The organism is Undibacterium sp. CCC3.4, from assembly GCF_034347425.1.
GTDB lineage: Bacteria > Pseudomonadota > Gammaproteobacteria > Burkholderiales > Burkholderiaceae_D > Undibacterium.
In genome coordinates, this window is record NZ_CP133779.1 from 2,964,351 (window position 1) to 2,982,032 (window position 17,682).

General features: G+C 50.7%; 16 protein-coding genes, 1 tRNA gene and 1 pseudogene. 14 read left to right on the forward strand and 4 right to left on the reverse strand.

All coding sequences use genetic code 11. From position 1 onward, the window contains the following. Positions 1–139 precede the first annotated feature (139 nt). The 4 genes from RHM61_RS13225 (at position 140) to RHM61_RS13240 (ending at position 2,537) form a co-directional block, all read left to right on the forward strand. Positions 140–1,081, forward strand: a complete 942-nt coding sequence (locus tag RHM61_RS13225; RefSeq protein WP_322247773.1) for a CysB family HTH-type transcriptional regulator — start codon at positions 140–142, stop codon at positions 1,079–1,081. Positions 1,082–1,170: 89 nt separating this feature from the next. After that, positions 1,171–1,809, forward strand: a complete 639-nt coding sequence (locus RHM61_RS13230) for a class I SAM-dependent methyltransferase (protein WP_322247774.1) — start codon at positions 1,171–1,173, stop codon at positions 1,807–1,809. 70 nt (positions 1,810–1,879) lie between these two features. Then, positions 1,880–2,176, forward strand: coding sequence for an SCP2 sterol-binding domain-containing protein (locus RHM61_RS13235; protein WP_322247775.1), 297 nt, complete (start codon positions 1,880–1,882; stop codon positions 2,174–2,176). A 28-nt stretch (positions 2,177–2,204) separates the two neighbouring features. Then, on the forward strand, positions 2,205–2,537 hold the full coding sequence (locus RHM61_RS13240; protein WP_322247776.1) for a 2Fe-2S iron-sulfur cluster-binding protein: 333 nt from the start codon (positions 2,205–2,207) through the stop codon (positions 2,535–2,537). On the opposite strand, the gene RHM61_RS13245 is transcribed toward RHM61_RS13240, so the two are convergent. Both RHM61_RS13245 and RHM61_RS13250 read right to left on the reverse strand, forming a co-directional pair. Beyond that, positions 2,512–3,528 carry a CapA family protein gene (locus RHM61_RS13245; RefSeq protein ID WP_322247777.1) on the reverse strand — a complete coding sequence of 339 codons (1,017 nt, stop codon included), beginning with the start codon at positions 3,526–3,528 and terminating at the stop codon, positions 2,512–2,514. The two genes, RHM61_RS13240 and RHM61_RS13245, sit on opposite strands and share 26 nt — an antisense overlap. After that, positions 3,525–3,941, reverse strand: a complete 417-nt coding sequence (locus RHM61_RS13250) for a hypothetical protein (RefSeq protein WP_322247778.1) — start codon at positions 3,939–3,941, stop codon at positions 3,525–3,527. The genes RHM61_RS13245 and RHM61_RS13250 overlap by 4 nt, the downstream gene beginning before the upstream one ends. A 273-nt stretch (positions 3,942–4,214) precedes the next feature. On the opposite strand from RHM61_RS13250, the gene RHM61_RS13255 reads away from it, so the two are divergent. Next, a complete protein-coding gene (locus RHM61_RS13255) occupies positions 4,215–4,418 on the forward strand; it encodes a cold-shock protein (protein WP_186910542.1) in 204 nt (67 codons plus the stop codon). A gap of 222 nt (positions 4,419–4,640) precedes the next feature. Beyond that, on the forward strand, positions 4,641–6,341 hold the full coding sequence (locus RHM61_RS13260; protein WP_322247779.1) for a methyl-accepting chemotaxis protein: 1,701 nt from the start codon (positions 4,641–4,643) through the stop codon (positions 6,339–6,341). 45 nt (positions 6,342–6,386) lie between these two features. Here RHM61_RS13260 and RHM61_RS13265 read toward each other — a convergent pair whose 3' ends face one another. Next, positions 6,387–7,298, reverse strand: coding sequence for a LysR family transcriptional regulator (locus RHM61_RS13265; RefSeq protein ID WP_322247780.1), 912 nt, complete (start codon positions 7,296–7,298; stop codon positions 6,387–6,389). A 206-nt stretch (positions 7,299–7,504) separates the two neighbouring features. Here RHM61_RS13265 and aceB point away from each other — a divergent pair, with 206 nt between their 5' ends. The 5 genes from aceB (at position 7,505) to RHM61_RS13290 (ending at position 13,247) form a co-directional block, all read left to right on the forward strand. Continuing rightward, positions 7,505–9,103: a malate synthase A gene (aceB, locus tag RHM61_RS13270; protein WP_322247781.1), complete on the forward strand. Its 1,599-nt coding sequence runs from the start codon at positions 7,505–7,507 to the stop codon at positions 9,101–9,103. A gap of 139 nt (positions 9,104–9,242) precedes the next feature. Beyond that, positions 9,243–9,821 carry a DUF1415 domain-containing protein gene (locus tag RHM61_RS13275; RefSeq protein ID WP_322247782.1) on the forward strand — a complete coding sequence of 193 codons (579 nt, stop codon included), beginning with the start codon at positions 9,243–9,245 and terminating at the stop codon, positions 9,819–9,821. A 365-nt stretch (positions 9,822–10,186) separates the two neighbouring features. Further along, a complete protein-coding gene (locus RHM61_RS13280) occupies positions 10,187–11,437 on the forward strand; it encodes an aspartate kinase (RefSeq protein WP_322247783.1) in 1,251 nt (416 codons plus the stop codon). Positions 11,438–11,556: 119 nt separating this feature from the next. Next, positions 11,557–11,650, forward strand: a tRNA-Ser gene (locus tag RHM61_RS13285). A gap of 679 nt (positions 11,651–12,329) precedes the next feature. Beyond that, on the forward strand, positions 12,330–13,247 hold the full coding sequence (locus RHM61_RS13290; RefSeq protein ID WP_322247784.1) for an IS4 family transposase: 918 nt from the start codon (positions 12,330–12,332) through the stop codon (positions 13,245–13,247). A 90-nt stretch (positions 13,248–13,337) separates the two neighbouring features. On the opposite strand, the gene RHM61_RS13295 is transcribed toward RHM61_RS13290, so the two are convergent. Next, a protein-coding gene (locus tag RHM61_RS13295; RefSeq protein ID WP_322247785.1) for an IS3 family transposase occupies positions 13,338–14,551 on the reverse strand; the annotation gives its coding sequence in 2 pieces (ribosomal slippage) (positions 13,338–14,275 and positions 14,275–14,551; 1,215 coding nt in all). A gap of 100 nt (positions 14,552–14,651) precedes the next feature. On the opposite strand from RHM61_RS13295, the pseudogene RHM61_RS20260 reads away from it, so the two are divergent. The 3 genes and pseudogenes from RHM61_RS20260 to RHM61_RS13310 form a co-directional block, all read left to right on the forward strand. Next, a pseudogene (locus tag RHM61_RS20260) lies at positions 14,652–14,799 on the forward strand (transposase); the annotation flags it as partial. A 687-nt stretch (positions 14,800–15,486) separates the two neighbouring features. Next, a complete protein-coding gene (locus RHM61_RS13305; protein ID WP_322247787.1) occupies positions 15,487–17,289 on the forward strand; it encodes a ShlB/FhaC/HecB family hemolysin secretion/activation protein in 1,803 nt (600 codons plus the stop codon). A gap of 12 nt (positions 17,290–17,301) precedes the next feature. Next, entirely contained in the window at positions 17,302–17,649 is a 348-nt protein-coding gene (locus RHM61_RS13310; RefSeq protein ID WP_322247788.1) for a toxin-activating lysine-acyltransferase, read from the forward strand. Positions 17,650–17,682: the final 33 nt, after the last annotated feature.

Here is a 17,682-nt window from a genome sequence, read left to right on the forward strand (position 1 = left end):
AAAGTAAAAAAACAGTGGTTTGGGCGGCGAGTAAAGGCGAATGGGCATGGAATTTTTATCGTGGTCTCTATATACTTCAGGGAGTATAACAATTTAGCTTTACCAAAGCTTGCAAGTATAAGCAAACTCCAATTTCTCTATGAATCTACATCAATTGCGCTTTGTGCGCGAAGCAGTCAGGCAGAATTTTAATCTGACTGAAGCCGCCAAGGCACTGTTTACTTCGCAGCCTGGCGTTTCCAAGGCCATTATCGAGCTCGAAGAAGAGCTCGGCGTCGATATTTTCACTCGCCACGGCAAGCGTATTCGCGGTTTGACCGAGCCTGGGCGGGCGGTATTGAAGTCGGTCGAAGTGATCATGCAGGAAATTGACGGCTTGAAACGCATCGGCAAAGAATATGCCGCGCAAGACAGTGGCAGCTTCACCATCGCCACGACGCATACACAGGCGCGCTATGCCTTGCCCAAGGTTGTGCAAGCTTTCATGCAAAAATATCCTAAGGTGCGTTTGTCACTATTGCAGGGTAATCCCAAGCAAATCGCCGAAATGGTCATGCGTGACCAAGCCGATATCGTCATTGCAACCGAAGCCATTGCTGGTTTTGATGGCTTGATTTCCTTGCCTTGTTATCAGTGGGAGCATTTGGTAGTCGTGCCGCTTGAGCATCCGCTGCTGAAACTGAAACACGTCACGCTGGAAGATATTGTCCAGTATCCGCTGGTCACGTATGATGCGGCGTTTGCCGGTCGCAGCAAGATCGACCATGCATTTACGATACGCAATCTCAAGCCCGATATTTTGCTCGAAGCCATCGATGCCGATGTCATCAAGACCTATGTCGAACTCGGCATGGGTATCGGCATCATCGCTGGCATGGCTTTTGATGCTGAACGGGATAAGAATTTGCGTGCCATTCCGGTCGGACATCTGTTCGGCATGAATGTTTCGCGCGTGGCAATCAAGCAGGGTGCGTATTTGCGCAGCTATATTTATACCTTCATCGAATTGCTCAATCCTGCCTTGACGCGCAAGATGGTCGAGAGTGCCATGCAGGGCCACGGCGACAATTACGAACTGTAATGGCCCGCCAGCGGGCTGTTCCGGGCAGCGAGCTCCATCGCTGTCGACTAAAATTTTGAATGAGTGAACCAAGAATGACCCCACAGACGATGCGTGATTATTATGCTCAGCGCGCGCAAAGCTTAGAGCAAGTTTATCAAAAACCGGAACGCCAGACCGACTTGCGTGAAATGCATGAGCGCGTTCGCGAAGTGCTCAAAGGCCAGCGCGTGCTGGAATTAGCCTGCGGAACCGGTTATTGGACCGAAAAATATGCACCACTGGCCAGCAGCGTGCATGCGACCGATATCAACCAAAGCATGCTCGATATCGCCGGCACGAAAACCTATCCGGCCGGTAAAGTGACACTGGCCTTGGCCGATATATTCGATCTGCCTGATGCGCCGGCCGATGCGTACAGCGCCTGTTTTGCCGGCTGTTTCTGGTCGCACGTGAAACGCGAAGAGCAAGTCGCGGTATTGAGTAAGCTCAGTAAAGGTGCGGGCAAGGGTACGATGCTCGTGCTGTTAGATAATAACTATGTCGAAGGCAGCAGTACTACCATTGCACGCACCGATTTGGAAGGTAATACCTTTCAGTTCCGCATGCAAGAAGACGGCACCCGCGTCGCCATCGTTAAAAACTTCCCGACCGACAGCGCCTTGCGCAAAAAGTTTGGTGCCTTGGTGCGCGATATCCGCATCGTGCGCAATGAGCACTACTGGCTCTTGACTTGCATCTTGAAATAATAAGTCTAGTATTGTTCCTCAATATTGAGCCATGCTACATTGTGGCCATTCTCAAGCCAAAGGAACAGATATGGATTTATCAGCATGCACAACAGCAATTCGCACTAAAGTCGGTGACGACAGTGGATTAAATGCGACATTGAAATTTGATTGCGGCAGCGATGGCGTGGTCTTCGTCGATGCACTCACCACCCCTAACACGGTGTCGAATGACAATGCCGAAGCCGCTTGCACGATTTCGATTTCGCTCGAAAACTTGGCAGCCTTGCTCACCGGTCAATTGAACCCGATGAATGGTTTCATGATGGGTAAGCTGAAAGTCGCCGGCGACATGGGCATCGCGATGCGCTTGCAAACCGTCGTCTGAAGTATATTAGCAGGCCGCCCAACAGCTTATGGATCTCAGTATTCAAGAAAACCATGACGCGCACTTGCTGACGCTCTTGCCTCAGCAATGGCAATGTGTTGTGCCGGCTGCTTACACACTCTTGCAAGCCGCCGCCGCGGCGGGCATTGTCTTACCCAGTTCTTGCCGCAACGGAACGTGCCGAACCTGTTTGTGTCGCTTGGAAGCGGGGCAAATACATTACGGCATCGATTGGCCCGGCTTGAGCGCAGAAGAAAAACAAGAAGGTTGGATCTTACCCTGCGTGGCACTGGCCGACAGCGCGCTGACTTTGCGTGTGCCGGCCGCGCGCCGTATCAGTGCTGTGGCTGAAAAGCCGTAAGGCGATTGCTGCACTGTTGCACACTACCATCACCATGCGCGCACGGTGTCACGGCCTGCGCTGACGGTGCCGGAATACCCTCGTCATCGAGATCGGCGGCACGCGTATCCCAAGCCGTCACGCCCTTGGCGCTGATGTTTAAGCGCAACACCCAACCATGGGTCTGGGCATCATTGTCGAGCGAATCCATCAAAAAATTACCCAAGCTGTAAATAATCGGCTTACCGTCAACATATTCAATATCCTGCGTCACATGCGGGTGGCCACCGATCACGGCGTCGGCACCAGCTTGTATCATGCTGCGCGCTAAAGCGCGCTGACGCGGACTGGCTGTGGGCTCGTTTTCCCAGCCCCAGTGCATGAAGGGAATGACGATGTCGGCGTGGTAATGCGTGCGCGCACGTCGTATATCGGCCACGACTTGCTCTTCCTCGCTCCAGGCAATGCCGGCTGCGCCCGTATTTGCTTCAAAACTGCGCGGCATGAATTCATCGTAGCCGAGCAAAGCAATGCGGATACCTTTGCGCTCGAAGATCAAGGGAGTATGAGCGGCCAGCAAATCGCGTCCGCCACCAAAATACGGTAATTGTTCTTGCTCAAGATGGCCGAGCATCTCTACGAAAGCGGCTTTGCCAAAATCACCGGAATGATTATTGGCAATCGATACTGCATCAAAGTAATGATGCAGCAGCGGTAAAGTGCTCGGTTTGGCGCGGAAAGTAAAGTTTTTATCGGCCGGCTTGCCGCTGGTGGCCACCACACATTCGAGGTTCGCGATGCGGATATCGGTACTGGCAAGAATGGCCGCATAGCGTGCCAGCGGATCTTTGCCATCGGCAATCCACTTACCTGGCGCACCATCGAGCACGATATCGCCGGCAAATAACAGGCTCACCGTCGGCGGCACGGTGGCGGCCTGTCCGGCAGGGGTGGCGCACAAGCACAGTGCGCCAGTGAGGGCGGCAGCGCCGCGCAACAGGGTAGGGATCATGGTAAAGGGTTTTCTAAAGTACAGTCATATTGCAATTCGCGTTCCAGTTCGCCGGCATACAACATAGTATGTGGCCCCAAGGGCAAGCGACCCGCGGCGTGCGGAAACGGTGGCGCATAACTGGCTTGTTGTATCGGCACATCACCATGCCAAGTCTGAAAATACGCATACAGTTTGATATAGTCGATACGCGCATCCTGGCCAATCATGGCAGCCTTGAACTTAAAGCGCCCGCCGACATCGGTGAGTGGGATATGATAGGGGTCGCTACTGAGCTGCGCCTCGATGGTTTGCGTTTCACCGCCGTAGGTCAATTGGCAGCGTAATATGGGGGTGGCCTGAACGGTAGCGCTGGTGCAGGCCCACACCCACACTATCAGTAACGGATTGCGGCAAAGTAAAGGAAGGCGCATCTTGCTTTCAATCAAAATATCAGAACCGCCATGATAGTCGTAAATATGGTGACCAGGTAAGTGTGAAGAGCAACAGGCACCGTGGTTTAAAAATGCAAATAAATAGATTAATTTAGTTTATCTGCAAATTTATTTACCACGGATGAAAATTATGAGTATAATCAGATAGTCGTTGAGATTCAAAGTGGTGGTGCAGTATCAGTCTGTCATTTCTTACTTGGTTGAAACGATCTATCGGGCAAGTGCCCACATTAACTGAAATAGGAAATTGTAATGGCAACAGGTATTGTTAAATGGTTCAATGATTCTAAAGGTTTTGGTTTCATTACTCCTGATGAAGGTGGTGAAGATTTGTTCGCTCACTTCTCCGCTATCGTATCTTCCGGCTTCAAATCTTTGAAAGAAAACCAACGCGTTTCTTTCGAAGTAACGACAGGCCCTAAAGGTAAGCAAGCTTCGAACATCGCTCCTCTGTAATAAGACATGCGATAGGCTCCTGAAAAAGCCATGTTGTAAAAAATCCCCGACATGTCGGGGATTTTTTTTATTAATCGCAAAAGTGTTTCAATAAAGCTGCAAATCAACTTTATACTATGTCCAGAGTAATTGCGGAAACATTGCTCTTTATCAACATCGATAAATATATATCCGGTACGCTGGCGCTTGAGCTGTCAGACCGACGGGGGAGAGAGAAAAATAATGTTTACTTTGACGATCAGACTGCGCTTAATCGGCACCATGGCCTTTATGGCGATCATGCTAACCATCGGTGGCTTGATGGGTATTTACGGCGTACGTAACAGCAATGCCGCGATTCAGGAATTATTTACCAATCAGTTGCCGGCTGTTGATAATCTTGGGCGTTCCGGTTATGAATTGATGCGCTCACGTGTGACACTTGACCGCGTGATTATGCATCCGGAAGACGCGAATGCCGCGCTGACCATCAAAAAAGCCGAAGACTATATGGTCAAATCGGATAAGGCCTTTGAAAACTACATGAATTTACCGCAAGACGGCGAAGAGAAAAAACTTGCCGCTGAAGTGCTGGTGGTGCGCGATAAATTTGTCAAAGAAGCCGAGTTGCCCATATTAGCGGCGCTCAAGGCAGGCAATAAAGACGAAGCTGATCGCATTAATATGACGCTGGTACCCGCTTTGTTTTCCGCCTATTCCGATAAAATTACAGAACTTAATGCCTATCAATTCACCAGTGCCACGGCTGATTTGAAGAAGAATCAGAGTGAGTTCACCACCTTCATCTGGGTCGATATTCTCGGCGTATTGGCCGGCTTGACTGCTGTATTCATCTCCGCCTACTTTTTACTACGTGCCATTGCTCACCCTTTGCAGCAAGCTTTATTGCAATTCACTGCCATCGGTAACGGCGATCTGACCAATCAGATCAAGCCGGAATCGAACGATGAAATGGGGCAACTTGTCTCCGGTTTGGAAAATATGCGCCAAAGCTTGGTACAAACCGTGACCATGGTCAGACAGAGCAGCGGCTCCATCGCCGTCTCGGCTACCGAGATTGCCAGCGGGAATATGGATTTATCTTCACGTACCGAACAACAAGCCGCCAGCCTGGAAGAAACCGCTTCCTCGATGGAAGAATTGACATCGACAGTGCAACAAAATGCCGACAATGCACGTCAAGCCAATACCCTGGCGCTGACCGCTTCGGAAGTGGCCAGCAAGGGCGGGCGCGTGGTGAGTAATGTGGTGCATACCATGTCATCGATCAAAGAGAGTTCGAAGAAAATTGTCGATATCATCGGTGTCATCGATGGCATTGCGTTTCAAACCAATATTTTGGCCTTGAATGCGGCGGTCGAAGCAGCACGTGCCGGTGAGCAAGGCCGCGGTTTCGCCGTGGTAGCCAGCGAAGTACGTAACCTGGCTCAGCGCTCGGCCGGTGCAGCGAAGGAAATCAAGGAATTGATCAGCAATTCGGTCGACAAAGTCGAAGAAGGTTCGCGACTGGTCGATGATGCCGGCAAAACCATGGAAGAAATTGTCGTCTCGATCAAGAGTGTTGCCGATATCATGGCTGAAATCACCGCCGCCAGTAATGAGCAAAGTGATGGCATTTCGCAGGTGAACCAAGCTATTGCGAAAATGGATGAGGCGACTCAGCAAAATGCCGCACTCGTCGAACAAGCCGCGGCTGCAGCCGGCAGTATGCGTGACCAAGCGAATAACCTCAATCACGCGGTCGGTATTTTCAAAGTGCAGGCCAATGAAGCGGTCGCGCAGCCAACAGTTGTCGCGCCACCGCGCGCTGTACCACGTGCGGCGGCACACAAACCGAAAGTTGCTTTGAAGGCCATTTCCTCAGCCTCAGTGGCAAGGAAATCGTCCGCGGCCGCCAAGGCAGACGAATGGGAAGAGTTTTAAAGCATCGTTTCTGATACAGTTAAAACGGGCCTCAGGCCCGTTTTTTTAACTCGGCTTATCTTTCCAGTAATACGGATCGCTATAAGCCTGACGCAGAAAATCAACAAAGGCGCGTATCCGCAATGGTAAATGGCGTCGTTGCGTAAAAATTGCATAGATATCGTTGCCGGCAGCACTGTACTCATCAAGTACCGTCACCAGTTTACCACTCTCGATTTCAGCACCAACTTCCCAAATCGAGCGCCAAGCCAAACCTTTGCCGGCCAAGGCCCAGTCATGCAAGACCTCGCCATCATTGCACACCATATTACCGTCGACTTTAACGGCGAGATTTTTTCCATTTTGGCGAAAGGTCCAACCGCGCTGACTGCCATCATTGTTAAAGGCCAAGCAATTATGCGCACTGAGATCATCGATAGAACGCGGCGTACCGTATTGTTCCAAATAAGCCGGTGCCGCCACCACCACGCGCTGGTTATCGGCCAATTTAACACCGATCAAATTGGAATCACTTAAAGAAGCGATGCGAATTGCCACATCCACCCCTTCACCGATCAAATCAACCACGCGGTCATTGAGGCTGAGGGTGATTTTTAAATCCGTGTGCGCCGCCAGAAATGCCGGCAGCAGCGGTGCTACATGCAGACGGCCGAAGCCGGCTGGTGCCGAAACCGTCAACACACCACTGGCATGCACGCTGCGCGCCGATACCAGCGCTTCGGCCGCTTCGAGGTCGGCCAACACCCGTTGGCAATCTTCGAGAAAGGTCGCGCCCTCATTGGTGAGGGCAATTTTTCGTGTGGTTCTTTGTAATAATTTTACGCCCAAACGCTCTTCGAGCGCATCGAGGCGGCGACTGATCATCGCCGGTGCCACTCCTTCGGCCCGCGCCGCGGCCGACAAACTGCCGCGTGCCGCGACTTCGGTAAACGTACTGATCTGTTTGAATTGGTCCATGGCATGTAGTTTAGCGGGTTCGAAAAATTTTATCTTTAACTGAAAGTAAAAGATAAAGTGATAAAACTAAGTATTACTATTGTTTTTGATCGAATATACTCTAGTTCATGTAGCGAGCGCTGTTTTCAGGCGCGGTTTCAGGCAAAATAGGGTAGTGCCTGTTGGAAAGTACTCAATCAGCTTTTTTTAATTTTGTGGAGATCAGAATGACGCAATCGAACAATTTGTTGAGCCTGCCAGAAGGTATGGAAATTCTTGGCGAGATCAAGCCAGGCTTCGAACAAATCTTGACCCCAGATGCGCTGGCGCTGGTTGCCAAGCTCAGCCGTGCATTTGAACCGCGCCGCCAAGCGTTGCTGGCCGCCCGTGTAGAGCGCGCCAAACGTCTCGATGCCGGCGAATTGCCCGACTTCTTGCCGGAAACACAGTCGATTCGCGAAGGCGATTGGAAAATTGCCCCATTGCCTGATGCACTCGCTTGCCGCCGCGTAGAAATTACCGGCCCGGTCGAACGTAAGATGGTCATCAATGCCTTCAATTCCGGTGCCGACAGTTACATGACCGATTTTGAAGATTCGAATACCCCGAATTGGGATAATCAAATCACCGGCCAGATCAATATGCGTGATGCCGTGCGCCGCACCATCAGCTTGGAGCAAAACGGTAAATCATACAAGCTCAACGATAAAATTGCCACCTTAGTAGTGCGTCCACGCGGCTGGCATCTCGGTGAAAAACACGTGCTCGTCGATGGTCAGCGCGTGTCCGGTGGTATCTTTGATTTTGCCTTGTTCCTGTTTCACAACGCCAAAGAACAATTGGCGCGCGGTGCAGGCCCGTATTTCTACTTGCCGAAAATGGAATCGCACCTCGAAGCGCGTTTGTGGAATGATATTTTTGTCATGGCGCAGAATGAAATCGGTGTTGCACAAGGCACGATCAAGGCCACCGTACTGATAGAAACTATCGTCGCTGCCTTCGAAATGGATGAAATCCTGTACGAGTTGCGTGAGCATAGCGCTGGTTTGAATGCCGGTCGTTGGGATTACATTTTCTCTTGCATCAAAAAATTCAAAAACGACCAAAACTTTTGTCTGGCCGACCGCGCCAAAGTCACCATGACGGCACCGTTCATGCGCTCGTATGCACTGTTGTTATTGAAAACTTGCCACAAGCGCAATGCGCCGGCAATCGGCGGTATGGCTGCCTTGATTCCAATTAAAAACGATCCGGAAAAAAATGACATCGCCATGGGTGGTGTACGTACCGACAAGGCACGCGATGCCGCTGATGGCTACGATGGCGGTTGGGTTGCGCATCCGGGCTTGGTAGAACTGGCCATGACTGAATTCAAGAAAGTGCTTGGCGACGCCCCGAATCAAATCTCCAAGCAACGCCCCGACATCGAAGTCAGCGCCAAGGATTTGCTCAACTTTCAACCGGAAGCACCGATCACCGAAGCCGGTTTGCGTTACAACATCAACGTCGGCATCCATTACCTCGGCGCTTGGTTGGCCGGCAATGGTTGCGTGCCGATTCATAACTTGATGGAAGATGCCGCCACCGCCGAAATCAGCCGCTCGCAAGTATGGCAGTGGATACGCACACCAAAAGGCAAGCTCGAAGATGGCCGCAAAGTCACGGCCGACATGGTGCGTGCGATGATCCCGGAAGAGTTGCTTAAAGTTAAGGAAATCGCCGGCAGCGGCCCGACCTATGACCGTGCTGCGCAAATCTTTGAAACCATGTCGACCTCAGATGAATTTGCCGAATTCCTGACATTACCTCTGTATGAAGAAATTTAAATACTTTCCATCGTATTGAGTAGACCGCGGCCCGAAAATTTTTCGGGCCGTTTTTCGCTCTGGTGGCATACTGCTACTTTTTACTCTGTCGTGCCGTCGGCTGCCCGAGGCTGCACGACTTCAATGAGGTCGATTGATCATGCCAAAAATGATTTCCGTCACGCCTGAAACCGTGATTGCCCACACCGAAGAATGGCTGGAAAAAGCCGTCATCGGTTTGAATTTATGCCCGTTTGCCAAGGCGGTGCACGTCAAAAAGCAAATTCGTTACGTCGTCAGCCAAGCCGATACCCCGCAAGCCTTGCTCGAAGAATTGCAAACAGAGTTGGAATTGCTGGCCGAAACCAGTGCGGAAAAAATCGACACGACTCTGCTGATTCATCCGCGCATGCTCAACGACTTTCTCGATTTCAATGACTTCATGGAAGTCGCCGAAGGTTTGCTGGAAGAATTGGAACTCGATGGCACTTTGCAAATCGCTAATTTTCATCCGCAGTTTCAATTTGAGGGTAGCGCTGCCGATGACATCGAAAATTTCAGTAATCGCTCGCCGTACCCGATTTTGCACTTACTGCGTGAAGAAAGCATAGACCGGGCGGTCGAAGCCTTTCCTGATGCCGGCATGATTTACGAAAAAAACATCGAAGAGCTGCAAATTCTCGGCCATGCCGGCTGGAATGAACTGAACTTATCCTACGAAAAACCGCCCAAAGCCTGAATTCACCGTGCTGCCGCATGCGACCGATTATTCATATTCATATATGAAAAAGTTATGTAGCGTAGGCTCAGTATTGACGCTCAGCTCATCCCGCGCCAGGCCCGCCATAATGGCCCGCGGGCCTCTCTTACCCTGCCGCGCCCAGCGCTGGCGCGGCATAGCAGTTACCGTGCTGGGCAGTTTTAATTCGGTAATCAGAAAATTTTTCCTGTTTTATCGATAGAAAATTTGCCTGATCTTTGCTTAGCACCAAGGTTTCTTCAGCAAACATGGCCGAAAGCGCCTTGTTATTTTGCGGAGCAGCATGTAGAGTAAGGCTTCGTTTTTTTTTCTCGCATTTTTCACACCTCTAGCTTTCTATATCTATGGCTTTAATCGTCCACAAATACGGCGGGACTTCGATGGGTTCCACCGAACGCATCAAGAACGTCGCCAAGCGCGTCGCCAAATGGCATGATGCCGGTCACCAGATAGTGGTTGTTCCGTCTGCCATGTCTGGCGAAACCAATCGACTCATCGGTCTGGCCAAAGAACTCATGGCGCAACCCGATCCACGCGAACTAGACATGATTACCTCAACCGGTGAACAAGTCTCGGTCGGCTTACTCGCCATGGCCTTGCTGGCAATCGGCAAACAAGCCGTATCGTATGCTGGCTGGCAAGTTGCGATCAATACCGATTCATCTCATACCAAGGCGCGTATCGCCGGCATTGATGACAGTAAAGTCAAGGCCGACCTCGCGGCCGGCAAGATCGTCATCATCACCGGCTTTCAGGGCGTCAATGACAAGGGCGATATTACTACGCTCGGTCGTGGTGGTTCCGACACCTCGGCCGTTGCCGTTGCAGCGGCCTTGCAAGCGCAGGAATGCCTGATTTTCACCGACGTCGATGGTGTTTACACCACCGACCCACGTGTGGTGTCCGATGCCCGTAAGCTCAATACTGTGACCTTCGAAGAGATGCTGGAAATGGCCTCACTCGGTTCGAAAGTATTGCAGATACGCTCGGTTGAATTTGCCGGTAATTACCGCATGCCAACGCGCGTCTTGTCATCGCTGACCGACCCCCTAATGCCGCTGGAACAAGAAGCGATCTCCGGCACCCTGATTTCGTTCGAGGAAGATACAAATATGGAACAAGCCACCATCACCGGCATCGCGTTTAACCGTGATGAAGCAAAAATAACCGTACTCGGCGTACCAGACCGTCCCGGCATTGCTTATCAAATCTTGGGCCCGGTGGCCGATGCCAATATCGAAGTCGATATGATCATCCAAAATCAATCGGTGGAAGGAAAAACCGATTTCACTTTCACGGTTCCACGCGGCGAGTACAGCAAAGCCATGGACGTCCTCGAAGGCAGTGTCAAGGCACACATCGGTGCCGCCAGCATACTTGGTGACGCCAAAGTCTCGAAAGTCTCCGTGGTCGGCGTAGGTATGCGCAGCCATGTTGGCATCGCTTCGCAAATGTTTCGTACTTTGTCGGAAGAGGGCATCAATATCCAGATGATTTCTACTTCTGAAATCAAGATTTCGGTCTTGATCGATGAAAAGTATATGGAATTGGCCGTACGTTCTCTGCATAAAGCTTTCGGCTTGGAAAGTGCCTGAGCCTGAAAAGAGAAAAAAATCGCTTTTGTTGAGTCCCAACGGTTGACCAAAGCGATTTGAACCGCTATTATCTTGATCTCGATTACTGCCAATTCTTCGGGCTTGGCGTGTAATAGTGTGGAGGCGTGGCCGAGTGGCCGAAGGCACTTCCCTGCTAAGGAAGCATACGGGCTTAAACCTGTATCGTGAGTTCGAATCTCACCGCCTCCGCCAGTAATTTTGAATGGGCCCTTGAGAAATCAAGGGCTTTTTCTTTTTCTGCAGTTCTTCCTCACATCATTCCCGCATGCCGCAGCCTCGTCATTCCCGCATGCCACCGCCTCGTCATTCCCGCATGCTTTTGGCGGGAACCCAGTGTCGTTTTCAGCGCTGAAAACACGATCATCTCTGGTATTTTCAGTTAAGCACGAACGCCGCCAGGTGCCCGCCACAAGCGCGCTGATCATTACCCACAAGTCAGGTCGATTGCGCACCCACCCAGCCGCCCAATTCGTCATTGCCGCGCAGGCCGCAATCCAGTGGCGCGTACGCGCCTTTTATATCTGTGCTACTCAGGCGCAGCAGGATGTGTTCATTTCACAGAAAAAAAGTGCCCTTGATCGACCCTCCCACCCTGAAGGCACTGACGTGCCACTCGATTCCCGCCTACGCAGGAATGACGAGGCGAGAGCAGGCGAGGTCGATTACGCGTCCACCCAGCCGTCCAATTCGTCATTGCCGCGCAGGCGGCAATCCAGTGGCGCGTACGCGCCTTTTATATCTGTGCTACTCAGGCGCAGCAGGACGTGTTCATTTCACAGAAAAAAGTGCCCTTGATCGACGTTCTCACCCTGAAGGCACTGACGTGCCACTGGATTCCTGCCTACGCACACTGCTGTCCGGAATAATTTTCTTGACTAAGCTGCAGGGGGTTGCAGGCATTGGTTTACGAGTGTTAACCTCGGTTTACCAACTTAAAAACCAAACCTGCAACATGTACAGAATAAACACTTTTCAAGAGTTAATGAAGGGGCTACCGCGTGGAGTCTTTGATCAACTCGTCAAAAAACATCAAGCTGACAAATACAGCAAGCATTTTGGTCACTGGGATCAGCTCGTGGTGATGACCTACGCTCAATTAAGCGGAACAACTGGCCTGCGTCCTCTGGAGGCCAGCTTTAACAGTCATGTCGCCCATCATTACCATCTCGGCACTGGTCGTATTAAGCGCTCCACTCTGGCTGATGCCAACAGTCGTCGCGGCGATACCGTATTTGCCGATGCGGTGACATGGCTCATGCAAAAAGTGGCACGGCCATTGCGTCAACAAAGCAAGGAGCTGCTCTACCTTCTGGACTCCACTTCCATTACCCTCAAAGGGCGCGAGTTTGATCGCTGGACGCTCTCCAATAAAACGCGAAATACACAGGGTGTCAAACTCCACATCCTGTACGCAGAACAAGCGCAGATACCCATTTGGCAAAGTATCAGCGCAGCCAATGTCAATGACGTGGAGAAAACCAAAGAGCTCCCGCTGCAGCAAGAGGTGATCTACGTCTTTGACAAGGGCTATTGCGATTACAACTGGTGGCATCGGATCGATATGGCGGGAGCACAATTCGTGACCCGTTTCAAGCGTAATGCAGGCTTGCGCATTGAGGAAGAACGCAGTATTCCCGCAGAGGCCACAGACATCGTCCTGCAAGATCAAATTGTGCGTTTTAAAAACAGACATCCTGGTGGCAAACGCATCAATCAGTACGAGAAGCCCTTGCGCTGCATTACGGTAGCCAGAGCCGACAAACCTACGCCATTAGTACTGGCAACCTAAAGTGGCCCCCTAAGTCCAGACAATTATTCAAAGAGTTTAAGATAGTGCCTGTTTCTGCCACAGCTGCGCGGCGCTGCCCCGTTATTCGCACTACATCACTACCGTGCTTTTCTTTTCTAGCTTTTTTGAATCAGGCAGTTCAGTACCAAATTTGTTTACGATCTTGGCACCGCCGCCCACGCCTGAGCCATACACGGTTTCCGGCGTTTGATAACCCAATGATTGATGTTTACGTTCAGCGTTGTAGAACATAAAATAGTTCGCCAAGCCGATCACCAACTCCGGCATACTTTCATGCTTTTTCAAATACACTTCTTCATATTTCACACTGCGCCATAGACGCTCAACAAAAATATTATCCAACGCCCGACCGCGACCGTCCATACTGATTTTGATGCCGTTTCTAAGCAGCAGCCCAGTAAAGGCCTGGCTGGTAAACTGCGCACCCTGATCGGTATTAAAAATCTCCGGCGTTCCATACCATTTTATGGCTTCTTCCAAGCAGTCCACGCAAAACCCCGCATCCATCGTGTTCGACAACCGCCAAGACAGCACCTTCCGGCTATACCAGTCAACGATCGCCACCAGATACACAAAACCCCGCGGCAGCCTGATGAATGTGATGTCTGTACTCCAGACCATATTTGGTCGAGTGACATCGATACCTCTCAGTAAGTACGGGTAAATCTTGTTCTGCGGATGCGCTTTACTGGTGTTGGGGCCTGGGGCCATACCTGCCAATCCCAGTTGCTGCATCAGCCTCTGTACGCGCTTGCGGTTCACTGCATGGCCACAGTCTCGCAAGTAATGCGTCATGCGTCGCGTGCCGTAAAATGGATGTCTGGTGTATTCCTCGTCAAGCAATTGCAACAGCAAACTATCAAACGGATTGATCTCTTCTTGCAAGCGCTTTTTCTTGTCGTACACGACCGAGCGCGTGACTGAAACGAGACGGCATTGTGTGGCGATTGAAAGGGCAGAGAGCGGCTCTACCCACTGCAATCGTTCCGTTACAGGCTGATCCCTGACTTTTTTTTAAGCCAATCGAGTTCCATATTCAGTTGCCCAATTTTGGCATAGAGACGGTCTGGGTCGTTCTGTGTGCTGGCCGGTTTCGGACCGCGCTTACCTTCAAACAGACTGCCTGCATTTTCCAGTAATTCTTTCTTCCACTGGCTAACCTGCGTCGGATGCACCCCGAACTCTTGGGCGATCTGATTGATCGTCTTTTCGCCTTTGATTGCCTCAACTGCTACCTTGGCTTTTTGTGCGCCGCTAAATATTTTTCTCTTATTTTCACTCATGGTCTGCCTCGTCTCTTTTCGACAGACACTAGTTTAAACTGTTGTCCGGATATGTGGATCCACTATAACCAATGATTTGAACAGCGATGCGCTGACCATTGCCCGGCGCTATAAAGAACGCTGGGATATCGAACTGTTCTTCAAATGGATCAAGCAACACCTGAAGATCAAGCAATTTTTTGGACGCACCGAAAACGCGGTGCGTATCCAGATATTGACAGCACTTATCAGTTATTTACTCGTGGCGCTCTACAAACAGACACATGGCTTAAAACAAAGCCTTTGGGAGTGTCTATGCGTGATTCGCGCCACTCTATTTCAACGACAAGACTTGGAAATCTCTCAATACCGAAAGCGACGAAGAGAAGTAGAAGAAATGGCGCGTTTGCAATTGGGATTATTCTAATGAAATGTCAATTAATTTATTCCGGACAGCAGTGTGCCTACGCAGGAATGACGAAGCGAGAGTGCGGGGGAACGACACGGCCGGCGATGGTTCAGGTGTAAAAATCGTATATCAGGCTTTTGCGATAGCCTCTTCAGGTCGCGCTGACTAAATCTGCACCGAAAACTCTCAACGACGACAGCGCATTACTATTTATTAACTGCTCACAGATCTTCCTGTGGTTAACCTTTGTTTGCAAAATTTCCGAGCTATTTCTCGAATCTGAAAAGTGCGCGTGGAACTAAATTTATTCGTCTCTCTCCAAAACGAGCAGAAATAAAAAGCACTAAAAAGTGGAGTGATATCGACTGATATGTCGCTGTGCGAAAAATCTGAATGAGAAACTGACATCACGAATTTCACACGCTGAGGCGAACGTTTACATCGCCATAGTCTATCGTTAACAGTGCGAACAATACGCTGACAAGGTTCACTTGGCAGGGGCTTCGCACGCGCTCATGAAGGAATTCTTTCGCGGAAAAAATTTGGTATGAAAAAATTTATTGTCGGGTTTTGTCTGTCGCACTCTTTATTTATCGTCTCCAGTGTTGCGGCCGATGTGGCGGCACCAGTTCCGAATCAAGATGCACAAGAACAAATTCGCCAGCAACAGCGTTTGCAACAGTTGCGTCAACAACAAGAAATTCAAACCGATGCGCGCGAAGAAGGCACCTCGTTGAAACAAGCGGTGCCGCTGGCAAGTGACCGTATTCCCGACAATGAAACACCTTGTTTTCAGATTGATAAAATTGATTTGAACGGTGATGGCGCTGATCAATTTCAATTCGCCTTAGATAAATTGAATGCCGAAGTATTCAGCATCGCAGCAGCGCAGTCGTCGGCAAACAGCAAAGACGGACTATGCCTGGGCGTGAATGGCATTAATGCGCTCATGGCGCGCATGCAGAATACCATCATTGCCAAAGGCTATATCACCACCCGTGTGCTCGCCGCTCCGCAAGATCTGAAATCTGGTCATTTATTACTCACGGTGGTAAACGGTCGTGTCAACCGCGTTCGCTTTACCGCTGATTCCGATCCGCGCGCCAGCAGTTGGAATGCGCTACCGCTACACCCTGGCGTTACACTCAATCTGCGCGATATTGAGCAAGCCTTGGAAAATTTAAAACGGCTTCCTTCTGCAGACGCCGATATACAAATCGAACCGGCAGCGCCCGATCAGGTAGCGGCGGCACCGACGCAGCCAGGCTTGAGTGATCTGCTCATCAGCTATCACCGCGTGTCTTCACCGGTACGTTTTTCTTGGAGCTTGGACGACAGCGGCTCCAGCGCAACCGGCAAGTACCAAGCCAGTGCGACCTTATCGGGCGATAACTTGTTCAAGCTTAACGATTTGTTCTATGTCAGTTTCAATCACGATGTCGGAGGCGAGGATACCGGTGCGCACGGCACCTCGGCGCATACCTGGCATTACTCCTTAGCTTATGGCTACTGGTTGTTGAGCACGACGACATCGAGTAATGACTACTATCAAACCGTCGCCGGTGCCAGCCAAAACTACACTTACAGCGGCAAAAGTCAAAACACTGAAATCATGCTCTCGCGTCTGTTATTTCGCAACAACGTGAATAAAACTGTGTTGTCGGCGCGTGCGATGTTTCGTAGCTCCAGTAATTTTATCGATGATACCGAAGTGGAAGTGCAGCGACGACGCGTAGCGGCGTGGGAACTCGGTTTCAAGCAAACTTGGTATCACGCCAATACGGTGTTGGATTATCAGTTGAACTATCGGCACGGTACCGGCGCGCGCGGTGCTTTATCAGCGCCGGAAGAAAATTTCGGTAATGGTACTTCACGCATGCAAATGCTGACAGCTGATCTGCAACTGAGTATGCCGTTCATGCTCAAAGCGCCTTGGGGTCAGCAAGCGCTGCAATATCTGGTCAATTTCCGGGGCCAAAATAATTACACCCCACTGACGCCACAAGATCGATTCAGTATCGGTAGTCGCTATTCGGTACGCGGGTTCGATGGTGCGCAAAGCTTGCTCTCTGATAGTGGCTGGTTCATACAAAACAATCTCATCGTTCCACTTGGCCAGAGCGGGCAATCGGCATACCTGGGCCTCGACTATGGTGCCGTCAGCGGGCAATCGGCCGCGCTGTTAATTGGAAAAAAATTAGCCGGCATGGTGCTTGGCGTGCGCGGTGAAGTTGGCACTGCGGTCGGCCGGTTTAACTATGACGTCTTTGTCGGGCAAGCCATCTATAAACCTGAGGGCTATATCACCAGTCCGGTCACTGCTGGTTTTAATCTTAACTGGTCCTATTAAGGAACGTACGACATGAATCAAGCAGCATTTCAGATTATCGCCCCTGGCATTCCACAGCAGGGTTGTATCGATGGCATGGCCGTCAGTAGTTTTCCTCATGCCGAGCCAGTGGAAGATTGGAATAGTGGCGAGCGCATGTGGATCATCGATTGGGTTGCACCGTTTGCTCACACCAAGCAAATGACACGTTTTCTGAAGCGACATTTGCTGGCCAATTATTGGTTCAAGACGCTTTACCACCGCCGTAATGAAAAAAAATTAATCATCAAAACCTTCCGCGGGGTCGACGTGATGAAACAGGAAGCCGAACAGTGGTTCGCCACACACCCAGTCATCGAAGCTCAGGCCAGCGCGGCTTGATCTTAAGTTTCCTTAGTTATCTTGGCGTCGTCA